We start from the raw sequence: 10,567 nt of genomic DNA on the forward strand, positions 1-10,567 counted from the left end.
GCAATTCATTGCTAGTCTTTAAGCGGATTGCCATACTGTTTTAAATATTCAATACCCAATTGCCGTGAACCCTGATTATTAATGTGATTGCTGTCTTTATTTCGATATAAAGGCACATGATTAATCATAATTTTACACGCCTGCTGATCACAGATGACCTCTGTCGGGTCAATGATTTTCAGGTCAGGGTATTTCAGTTTTGCTTCGGCAACAATTCGGTTAAATTGTAGTAACTGTGTCTCATAATTCTTTCTTGAGATACTACATGGCGCATGGGTATGTAAAATTTCATTGCGAAGGTTACAGTCTGCCGGCACCCCGTCTCTATCTAGCCGAGGGACATCATTCAGCAGAATGACCTGATCACTGGACTGAGAAGCAATCCTCAAGGCTTTCATAAAACCGGTTTTAAATATCTCTGCATTGGAATGATGAACACCATCTTGCAGTTTCACTTCACCATCAAAATATGGCACATAAGAACCGGCTAAAATAATGGTGCGGTAATGTGTTTTTGCAAGATGGGCAGTAATCGCATCATTTCTTAATTTAAATTCGCTCAGCTCTTCCCAGCGATTAAAATTAGATTCAAAACGCCGCACTCCAGGTAAATAGAAGGTTGAACTTTGTGTGACATCATAACCGCGTAAATTGGCATCTTTGGCCCAGACATCCAGCATTGCGCTATAAGCGTTGGCATGCGAATCACCAATCAACAAAAAATCGATAGCCGTTTTCCGCTTGCCCAATACACAGTCATCCTGTTGTGGTAAAGCTTTCGGGTCCTCAATATCCATACATTTATTTCGGATGATATGGGCAAATGAGTTGAGTGCTTCCTGTTTAAGATAAACAGAATGTGGAAACCGGTCTGGAAAACCCTGATTGATATTGACGGTCTTGGCAATGGCGATAAAACTCAGGGCTGGCACCAGAAAACCAATAATGATCACCTTGTAATTCGCCGCCATCACAAAACGTTTGCTGGGTTTTTCGATGAGCTGATAGGTTAAAAATGCCAACAGGATGGACAATAATACAATCACCACCTGATTTTCGACATTTAATGGCTGCATATAAATGCCGAATAACACGATAATCGGCCAGTGCCATAAATACAAGGGATAAGAAATTCTTCCTATCCAGGTACTTAAACGATTGCTCAGTAACACATTACTTGAGGGTGAACATTGCCCGAGATAAATGATAAATGCAGTTGCCAAACACGGGATCAGTGCCATTGCGCCAGGAAAAGGTGTCTGTTGATCAAAATTTACTGCCGCCGCAAATAAAACGATCAAACTGATCCAAACCAGACTTTGCACTATTTTTTTTGGCAGCTTGAGCTGGGGCAGGAAGCCAATTAATGCGCCAATCAGCAACTCAAAGGCACGGACCGGCATACTGTAATAAGCCTTCTCTGCATTTTGCGTTAACGTGTGCTGGGCATAAAACAGTAAAGTTACGATTAATGTCGTGATGATGGCCCAGGTATATTTACGCGACACCTTTCCAACAAACAGCAACAACAATAACGGCCAGAAAATATAAAACTGCTCTTCAACCCCAAGCGACCATAAATGCAATAAAGGAATACCTTCGGCATCCTGGCTGAAGTAATCTCCCACCTCATTGCGCATATAGATATTCGCCATGAGCAGAGTGGCATACATCACACTGTCAAAATATTGCGTCAGATCCCCAGGTAGCATCACCTGCCAGGCAATAATACTGACAACGCTGAGTACGGTAAAATAAGCAGGTGCCAGGCGTACCACACGTTTCTTGTAAAACCGTGCAATAGAAAACCGTTTGCACTGAATATCGTGGGTTAAAATAAGGGTAATTAAATAACCTGAAATGACAAAAAAGATATCCACACCAATATATCCTCCTGAAAAGAAAGATAATCCGACATGGTTAAAAATCACCAATAAAACGGCGATTGCCCTTAAGCCATCGATATCAGCACGATAGGAGAAATTCATCATTTCACAAAGTATAATAAAGAAGCAAAATTGTATGCCTTTATTCAGAAAACTCAATTTACAAAATAAAAGATTTATATCTTGGCCAATTTTATAGAACCACTCTTAAAGATTACTTAATCACGTATGCATGCATGTTTTTATAGTGTTTATTTGTTCTGATCCTGTTTATTGTTCGGTACACATGCTATTTATATGATGAATGAATAATAAATACTGTGAGTACATGGATGTCCTCAACCAATATCAAGCTTAGTCTTTTTTTATGCCTCAGTATGTGCTTGGGGATTGGTATTTTACGTTTCTCCTATACCGCCTTGTTACCCAGCACGCGTGAAGCGTTTGATTGGTCAACAGGTTTTGCCAGTCTTTTAGGTAGTGCCAACTTACTCGGTTATCTGATGGGTGCCTTTGCAGCCATGCGACTGCCTCAAAACAAAAGCATGACCCTATATATTCAGATTGCCGCGATTGCCGGAATGTTCAGTTTAATGTGCTGTGCATTTTCCGGTTTTCCGCAAGCCTGGTATATTTTTTGGCGTGTAATTTCGGGAATCAGTGGCGGCCTGCTGATGATTTTATCCCCGAGTGTGGTGGCACAATGCTGTGAGATTCAGGACCGTTTTAAAATCAATTTTATTGGTTTTAGCGGAATTGGTCTGGGGGTTTTATTGGCGACCCTGTTCCTGCCTTATCTGGACCAGATTTCCATACAGACTGCCTGGCTGATTTTATGTGGTTTCGCGCTGATTATTTGTGCCTGCTTAAGTATTTTACTGCAACAATTTAAGCATCATCTGTCTGCACAAACAGTGCTGGCTCAATCTAAAACCCCACTCAACACAATCTTTTATAGCTTGCTGGTTGTGTATGCCTGCAGTGCATTTGCCTATATTCCCCATTCATTGTTCTGGATTGACTACCTGAGCCATGAACTGGGGCTGAACCTGTTCTGGATCAATTTTAACTGGATTCTGTATGGCTTAGGCAGTGCTTTGGGGGCTTTTACTGCCTATTCACTGGCAAGAAAATTTGGCAATTTTTTCGCCCTGAAAATTCTTTACAGTCTGTATATAGTGGCCATTTTTATTGCAACCTTAAACAGCAGTCCAGTGCTGACTTTTGCCTCTTCCTTTTTTACCGGCATGCTCAATCCGGCAGTGGTGTTTTTGACTTCTTATACAATTTTACAACTTTATGGTCTGGCGTATAAAAAGCTCTGGAGTATTGCCACACTATGCTTTGCATCTGTGCAGCTGATTGGCGGATTAAGTTTTAGTACCCTGCAACATTTTAGCGTGACTTATCATCAACAGTTTGTCTTGGCTGCGATAGTTTTATTATTGGGAACATTACAACTGGTCTGGCATACTCGTACAGCTAAATTCAAAACCAGTAAGCCAGCATAGCCTGTTTCAATTCAGGCAGATGGCATAACCTATGCCTGCTGTAACACCAGATACCAGGGCTGACCTCCCAAAATGAGCATAACGGTCGCAATAAGACGCATACTGACTATCTTGCTCGCGTTTGTTCGATGCTAGAACATACCGCTTAACTATTCATGCTATTGTGTAGATTGCATGATAAATTTCGCTCCTGATCTATAAAAAATCGTGTGCCGTAACCATAAAAAAACCCGCGATATGCGCAGGTTTTTTTTATACAGATTCAGGTCAAATGACTTATTCCATGTTGTTAATGACCGCTTGACCAAATTCCGAACAACGTAGCAAAGTCGCGTCCGGCATTAAGCGTTCAAAATCATAGGTCACTGTTTTATTGGCAATCGCACCGGAAATACCCTTGATGATCAAGTCAGCCGCTTCAGTCCAGCCCATGTCACGCAGCATCATTTCAGCAGAAAGAATAATTGAACCCGGATTGACTTTGTCCTGACCGGCATATTTAGGAGCAGTCCCGTGAGTCGCCTCATACATCTGGATGGCTCCGCCGATATTGGCACCCGGTGCAATCCCGATACCGCCCACTTCGGCAGCAAGCGCGTCAGAAATATAGTCACCGTTTAGGTTCAGCGTGGCAATCACCGAGTAATCGGCAGGACGCATCAAAATTTGTTGCAGGAAGGCATCCGCAATCACATCTTTAATGATAATGTCTTTACCAGTTTTAGGGTTTCTGATTTTAACCCATGGCCCACCATCCAGAAGTTCGCCACCAAAACGCTCAAGCGCAACTTCATAGCCCCATTCCTTGAATGCACCTTCGGTGTACTTCATGATGTTGCCTTTGTGAACCAGCGTCACGCTTGGCTTGTCATTATCAATCGCAAACTGGATCGCTTTACGAACCAGACGCTGAGTACCTTCTTTAGATACCGGTTTAATCCCGATCCCGCAATTCTCTTCGAAACGGATTTTTGTCACACCCATTTCTTCTTTCAGGAATCGAATGATTTTTTTGGCTTCTGGTGAATCTGCTTTCCATTCAATACCTGCATAGATATCTTCAGAGTTTTCACGGAAAATCACCATGTCCGTCAGTTCAGGATGTTGAACCGGAGAAGGTACGCCTTCAAACCAGCGCACTGGACGTACACATACGTACAGGTCTAATTCCTGACGTAATGCAACGTTTAGAGAACGGATACCGCCGCCAACCGGGGTTGTTAACGGGCCTTTAATAGAAACAACAAATTCACGAAGAGCTTCAAAGGTTTCTTCCGGCATGTAAGTGCCGTAGATTTTGTCTGCTTTTTCGCCGCAGTATACTTCCATCCACTCGATCGAACGTTTACCAGCGTAAGCTTTTAGAACCGCAGCATCAACCACTGCTTTCATGGCCGGTGTAATATCTACACCAATACCGTCACCTTCAATAAAAGGAATAATAGGATTGTTTGGAACATTGAGTGACAAGTCTGCATTTACGGTAATTTTGCTACCATCCGCAGGAACAACGATCTTCTGATAACCCATTGTCTAGGTTCTCCCTTTGTATCTAGCGATATCTAAAAATAATTGCCGATTAGGCAATACTTTCGTCCTTTCTTAACGCATAATAGTTTAATTGAATTCCATTGTGTTTAAGATTTATACGGGAAATAACAACATTTCCCCATTGAATAAAACTTAACCTTTTTAGTCTTATGTAATTAAAGAAGTTATTTGCTATGAAAATCGTCATTCTCAATAAACCTTATGACGTCCTCTCCCAATTCCGTAAAGACGAAGCACACATGACCATGGCTGACTTCGTAGACGATCCGACTTTGCGTTTGGCGGGTCGCTTAGATATGGACTCTGAAGGTTTAGTTTTTTTAACCGACCACGGCGGTTTAAACCAATTTATTACCAACCCGGCCAACAAGAAGTTTAAAACCTATCTGGTACAGGTTGAAGGTGATGTCACTGAAGAAGCGCTTGAACAGCTGCGTAAAGGGGTTGAACTGAAAGATGGTATGACCCTTCCGGGCAAAGCCATTAAAGTGCAACAGCCAGAATGGTTATGGGACCGTGATCCACCAGTTCGTTTCCGTGCATCTGTGCCCACCTCTTGGATTGAAATTTCAATCTGTGAAGGTCGTAACCGCCAGGTTCGCCGTATGACTGCTGCGGTAGGTTTTCCAACTTTACGTTTGATTCGTACGAAAATTGGTTCTATTGATCTTGTTCAATTGGGTTTACAACCAGGTGAAACCAAAGAAATCGAGCCTTTGTTATACCCGGACTTTAAAGATGTACCTGCGGAAGAACCTTACCGTTCACGTTCTTATGTGAAAAAACCGGGTGGTACAGGCGGTAAGCCAATGGTTCGCAAGAACAAAGATGGTTCCGTGAAGAAGTCATCTGGTACGAAACGTATCTGGCAAATGGATGAAAGCGAGAAACCGCGTCGTAAGACCAATGGTACAACGCGTCCGAATACCAAAGCACCGCGTGGGCGTGGGCGTGGTCGCGGTTAATTTTTAGTATTCAAATTAAAGCTCACGAAAGTGGGCTTTTTTCTTTAATAAGTATTATAGATTTAACTTGTCATATGCTTCATCAACTTGGCTCAATATATAGTACGTCTTAATCTGATGCCAATTATTTTCTTCCTTGAAAAATCCTGCAAAATAACTGGTTCTTCTCTTTTTATTGATTTTTCTTTAGATAAATAAAAAACCGACGCCTAAGCATCGGTTTTACATGAAGTTTAAAGAGTATACAAATTAAGCCTTTAACCACTTCTCAGCTTTGGCCTGATCTTCAACTTTGAGTTCAACTTCCGTCAATTCAGAACCACCCGCCTGAACTTCAAAAGTCATTAACTCATCACGGCGGAAAGCTAGTACAGTGTACGTTCCCTCTTGTTTTGCATATTTTTCAACAAGTTTAGTCGTTGCTTTCAAGCCATCAATCGCGATAACAACATCTTGGGCAGAAAGACCTGCTTTCCCCCCTGAACCTTCTCGACGTGCAGTTTGAATCACCACACCTTCAGGTTTATCGGCAAGCTTTAAGCCAAATGGCAAAGACTTGTCATTTTTAACGTCAAAACTTAAACCAAATTCGGGAAGCAACTGATCTAACGGCAATTCATCTGTGGTATTGATCAAATGATTGATCTGTTCAAGCCAGTTATCACCGGTCAACTCATTACACAATTCGAAGATGGTACGTTCATTAACTTGAACACCATTTTGCGCATTTTTATACAATTTACGCATTAAGGCATCCAGGCTTGAACCGCGCAAACGCAAGCCCAAGTCCAGACACAGCGCTACTAAACAACCCTTGTTGTAGTAGCTGGTGCCGGCGTTATTGGAGTTTTCATCCTGACGGTAGAATTTAACCCAAGCATCAAAACTTGAATCTGCAACGGTTTGAATCGCGCGTCCCGGATTTTGTAAATAGCGGTCAATCTGTGCTTTTAACAATTTCAGATATGATTCTTGAGAAATCACCCCACTACGTAGCAATATCAAATCGTCATAATACGAAGTGAAACCTTCAAAAATCCAAAGCAGCGAAGTGTAGCCTTCTTTGTTTAAATCATAATTGACGAAATTTTCAGGACGAATAAATTTTACCAACCAAGAGTGGAAATATTCATGACTGCATAAACCCAGGAAACGCTGATAATCCGCTGATGGTTCAGCAGGTTCATCTGCTTTAGGCAAGTCATCACGCGGGGTAATCAGACTGGTACTGTTCGGATGCTCCAAGCCTCCATAGCTATTGCCTGTCGCCATAGTCATAAAGGTATAATCGCTAAATGGTGCAGAACCAAACATTGAAATTTCAGTGCTACATATTTTTTCAATGTCTTGCTGCATACGCGCCGCATTCATGGCATGTTTGCCAGACACCACAAATTCATGCGGGATACCATTAGCTTCAAAGCTAAAACGTGTTTGTTCTGCCAGCTCAAAGGGTGAATCAATCAACTGGGCATAGTTATCCGCCTTTAAGGTATAACGACCTTTAACCAGACTTTTAGCCATTAAACCGGTTGCCAGCTGGAAATGTTTCAGTTCATCTGGAAGGAACACTTCAACTTCAACCGCTTTATCTTCCTGCCCTTCTAGTCCCAAACATGCACAGGCCGGATTCACATAGAGACGTGTTTGGTCCACATAGGCACCGCGTACAGACAAGTCATAGGCATAGACATCATATTCCACCGTAATCAGTTCATGATCGGTATTAAATAAACGCCATTTATTCTTCTCAAATTTCTGAATTTGTAAAATGCGCCCATCTTCATCATAAGCACGAACTGACTCAATATGCTTTGAAAATTCGCGAATCAGATAGCTACCCGGAATCCAGGTCGGTAGAGAAAGGACTTGAGTTGGATCAGCTAAAAAGCGAAGTGTCACGTGAATAAGATGCTGACGATAATCGTCAAATTCGATTTGATAATGCAACATAATGGGCAATATAAAATATAAAAAAGTTAACTTAACAATTAGCTTAGCATTTTTTGTCCGGCAATGCTGAACTGTCGCAATTGTCTGCAATTCCGACTAGCCATTCTTAAAAAAAAGGCATAGCATTCCTCATATTTTTTGCATTTCTACCACCAATGGATTGGTAAATAAGGAAGATCATTGAAAGCTGTCATCTATCTCCTCGCATCCTTAAGTTTATTGTGTTCCACGATAGTCAATGCTGCATTACTCAACCTTGTTCCTGAAAGCGTTGAAGCCCAGGCATGGACCATTCTTGATACCCAATCAGGTCAAGTCATTGCAGAGCACAATAGCCATGAGCAACGTGCACCGGCATCCATGACCAAAATGATGGTTGCGTATATTGCATTGAAAGAAATTGAAGCCGGTCATTTAAAAAAGGATGAAATCATCACGGCGACACCAGTGGTAAAAATGGTGCAGTGGGATGAGTCGCAAATGTATCTTAAACAAGGTGATCAGATTACTGTAGATCAGCTTCTGGCAGGTTTGATCGTGATGTCAGCCAATGATGCGGCAGTGACCTTGGCAGAACGTATTTCAGGTACTGTACCAGCTTTCATCCAACGCATGAATAAAGAAGCCAAAGCCTTAGGAATGAAGGATACGCATTTTGCCAATGCACCAGGCGTGACCATGCCGGACCATTACTCATCTGCTCATGACATGGCCCTGCTGGGTCAAGCACTGACCGTTCAGACGCCTGAATATCTGCATTATTCAGTCATGCCAAGTTTCAGCTATAACCAGCGTTTTCACCGCGCAACCAATCTGGCACTCAAGTTTGACCCAAGTGTGGATGGTTTAAAAACAGGTTTCACTAAAGCGGCAGGTTATAACCTGGCTTTGACTGCACACCGCCCTACTGGTAATCCTGCACTACCTGAACGTCGCCTGATTGTGGTGGTGATGGGTACAAAAAATGCATTAAAACGTGCAGAAGTTGCCCACACCCTGATGGATATGGCCTATACCTATACCCGTAATGAGGTCGCGATTAAAGACAAGCAGCTGATTGCTGAATTGCCGGTGGTGAAATCTACTTTAAAAATGTTTAAACTGGAAACCAGCAAACCGCAAATTGTGACGACGTCTTTATATGATCAGCCTTATGCGATTGATCTGCAAACTTATGATACGGTCAATCAGCGTGTTATGCTGAATACAGGCAATGGTACGATTCAAGCCATTGAGCCCTTACAAGAAACCAAGACCCACTTAAATGTTGAAATCACGGAAAAATACCTGACTGCTCCTTTAGCCAAAGTTATGCAACTGGCCACCGTGCAGGTTTATCAAAATAACCAGTTGATCCGCACCATTGCCATTGAAAATGATGTGCAAATTGAAGAAGCCAATTTTTTCCAGAAAATTGCCCTCTGGTTTAAACAGCTTTTTAGTTTTTTCTCAAGCGATGACATTCGGGTCAAAATTTATCCTCTACGCTAAAGGATGAATAGTTTTGACTTGAGTCAGATGACAGAACAATCTTATTCATAAAATAATCATTTGGATAAAAGTAATAAAAAGAAGATGGTAAGTATATATCATCTTCTTTTTACTGACCAATAATGACTGCTAAATGCCTGACAGCTCAAATTCAACTTTCCTCCCTGTCCCCGTATAGTATGCTCAAATTTCCCACTCAAAGTCTTGTCGTGTTGTTAAACCATTATCAAACTACTGGCGTATGACTGGACAAATCAAGAGCTCTGGATTTTGTCACAAGAAAAACAGCTAAAAAGATTAAAATTTCATTGAAATTAAAAAAACCATCCCCACTATTAAAAAAACACCATAAGAGTGGGAAAAATGCAGATTTTTGCTAAATCTAGTCTACAAAACCTACTTTTCACTTTATGATGTACCCTTAAAAAATTGAATGGATCAATAACATGACTGCTATTGCAAATGACCTCGTGGTTTCTTTCCACTACACGTTGACTAACGCAGAGGGCGAAACTCTCGACCAATCACAAGGTGAACCACTTGCATATTTGCACGGTGCGGGCAACATCATCCCTGGTTTAGAAAACGCTTTAGAAGGCAAAACTGTTGGTGAAAAATTCACTGTAAACGTTCCTGCTGCTGAAGGTTATGGTGAATACAACCCTGACCTCGTACAAGAAGTTCCAGCTCAAATGTTCCAAGGTGTAGACAACATCCAACCTGGTATGCAATTCCAAGCTCAAACTGATGATGGCGTTCAAATCGTGACTGTTAAAGCAGTTGAAGGCGACAACGTTGTTGTAGATGCTAACTTCCCACTTGCTGGCCAAGATTTAACTTTCGAAGTTGAAATCGTTGAAATTCGTGCAGCTTCTGCTGAAGAATTAGAACACGGTCACGTACACGGTGCTGGTGGTCATCACCACTAAGATCGCCCGCGATCATAAAAGGCAAAGTTTTGACTTTGCCTTTTTTATTGCCTTGAATTTTTTATCCCATTCAATTATCCGCAATCATTTCAGTGAGCAGGGCAATTTTTCAGCCATCTCTTTAGAACCTATCCAGAATATTTTCTATGCAAAAGTAGCCTTAAAAAGGCTAAATTAATGAACTGAAGGCTCGTATTTAGGTGCTTTTCACAGTTTTTCCAGAGCCTTCTGCATTTTTCTAACCAAGCAAATGATCTTTCCACAACCCAGCGTTGTGGAAT

General features: G+C 41.7%; 8 protein-coding genes. 4 read left to right on the forward strand and 4 right to left on the reverse strand.

What is annotated here, in order from left to right; all coding sequences use genetic code 11:
- Window positions 1–11: 11 nt before the first annotated feature.
- Window positions 12–1,988 carry an acyltransferase family protein gene (locus tag FTT83_RS10780; protein ID WP_180176596.1) on the reverse strand — a complete coding sequence of 659 codons (1,977 nt, stop codon included), beginning with the start codon at window positions 1,986–1,988 and terminating at the stop codon, window positions 12–14.
- A gap of 230 nt (window positions 1,989–2,218) precedes the next feature.
- Here FTT83_RS10780 and FTT83_RS10785 point away from each other — a divergent pair, with 230 nt between their 5' ends.
- Window positions 2,219–3,397: a YbfB/YjiJ family MFS transporter gene (locus FTT83_RS10785; protein ID WP_180043530.1), complete on the forward strand. Its 1,179-nt coding sequence runs from the start codon at window positions 2,219–2,221 to the stop codon at window positions 3,395–3,397.
- 276 nt (window positions 3,398–3,673) lie between these two features.
- On the opposite strand, the gene icd is transcribed toward FTT83_RS10785, so the two are convergent.
- Window positions 3,674–4,927, reverse strand: coding sequence for an NADP-dependent isocitrate dehydrogenase (gene icd, locus FTT83_RS10790; protein ID WP_166170251.1), 1,254 nt, complete (start codon window positions 4,925–4,927; stop codon window positions 3,674–3,676).
- Window positions 4,928–5,121: 194 nt separating this feature from the next.
- Here icd and FTT83_RS10795 point away from each other — a divergent pair, with 194 nt between their 5' ends.
- Window positions 5,122–5,913, forward strand: coding sequence for an rRNA large subunit pseudouridine synthase E (locus tag FTT83_RS10795; protein WP_166170249.1), 792 nt, complete (start codon window positions 5,122–5,124; stop codon window positions 5,911–5,913).
- Window positions 5,914–6,162: 249 nt separating this feature from the next.
- Here FTT83_RS10795 and FTT83_RS10800 read toward each other — a convergent pair whose 3' ends face one another.
- Window positions 6,163–7,866, reverse strand: coding sequence for a M61 family metallopeptidase (locus FTT83_RS10800; protein WP_180043532.1), 1,704 nt, complete (start codon window positions 7,864–7,866; stop codon window positions 6,163–6,165).
- 180 nt (window positions 7,867–8,046) lie between these two features.
- Between FTT83_RS10800 and FTT83_RS10805 the strand changes: the two genes are divergently transcribed.
- Both FTT83_RS10805 and slyD read left to right on the forward strand, forming a co-directional pair.
- Complete coding sequence (locus FTT83_RS10805; protein ID WP_180043534.1) at window positions 8,047–9,357, forward strand: D-alanyl-D-alanine carboxypeptidase PBP6B; 1,311 nt, start codon at window positions 8,047–8,049, stop codon at window positions 9,355–9,357.
- A 446-nt stretch (window positions 9,358–9,803) separates the two neighbouring features.
- On the forward strand, window positions 9,804–10,286 hold the full coding sequence (gene slyD, locus FTT83_RS10810; protein WP_092819263.1) for a peptidylprolyl isomerase: 483 nt from the start codon (window positions 9,804–9,806) through the stop codon (window positions 10,284–10,286).
- Between the two features lie 128 nt (window positions 10,287–10,414).
- Here the strand turns inward: slyD and FTT83_RS10815 are convergent.
- The coding region (locus FTT83_RS10815; protein WP_180042419.1) for a transposase at window positions 10,415–10,567 on the reverse strand (153 nt) is incomplete at its 5' end.

Source organism: Acinetobacter sp. YH01018, assembly GCF_013420295.1.
Taxonomy (GTDB): domain Bacteria; phylum Pseudomonadota; class Gammaproteobacteria; order Pseudomonadales; family Moraxellaceae; genus Acinetobacter.

Bases quoted from the DNA above. Each gene is read 5' to 3' on its own strand.
- FTT83_RS10780 (WP_180176596.1), bottom strand. From the start codon at position 1,988: ATGAATTTCTCCTATCGTGCTGATATCGATGGCTTAAGGGCAATCGCC.
- FTT83_RS10785 (WP_180043530.1), top strand. From the start codon at position 2,219: ATGTCCTCAACCAATATCAAGCTTAGTCTTTTTTTATGCCTCAGTATG.
- icd (WP_166170251.1), bottom strand. From the start codon at position 4,927: ATGGGTTATCAGAAGATCGTTGTTCCTGCGGATGGTAGCAAAATTACC.
- FTT83_RS10795 (WP_166170249.1), top strand. From the start codon at position 5,122: ATGAAAATCGTCATTCTCAATAAACCTTATGACGTCCTCTCCCAATTC.
- FTT83_RS10800 (WP_180043532.1), bottom strand. From the start codon at position 7,866: ATGTTGCATTATCAAATCGAATTTGACGATTATCGTCAGCATCTTATT.
- slyD (WP_092819263.1), top strand. From the start codon at position 9,804: ATGACTGCTATTGCAAATGACCTCGTGGTTTCTTTCCACTACACGTTG.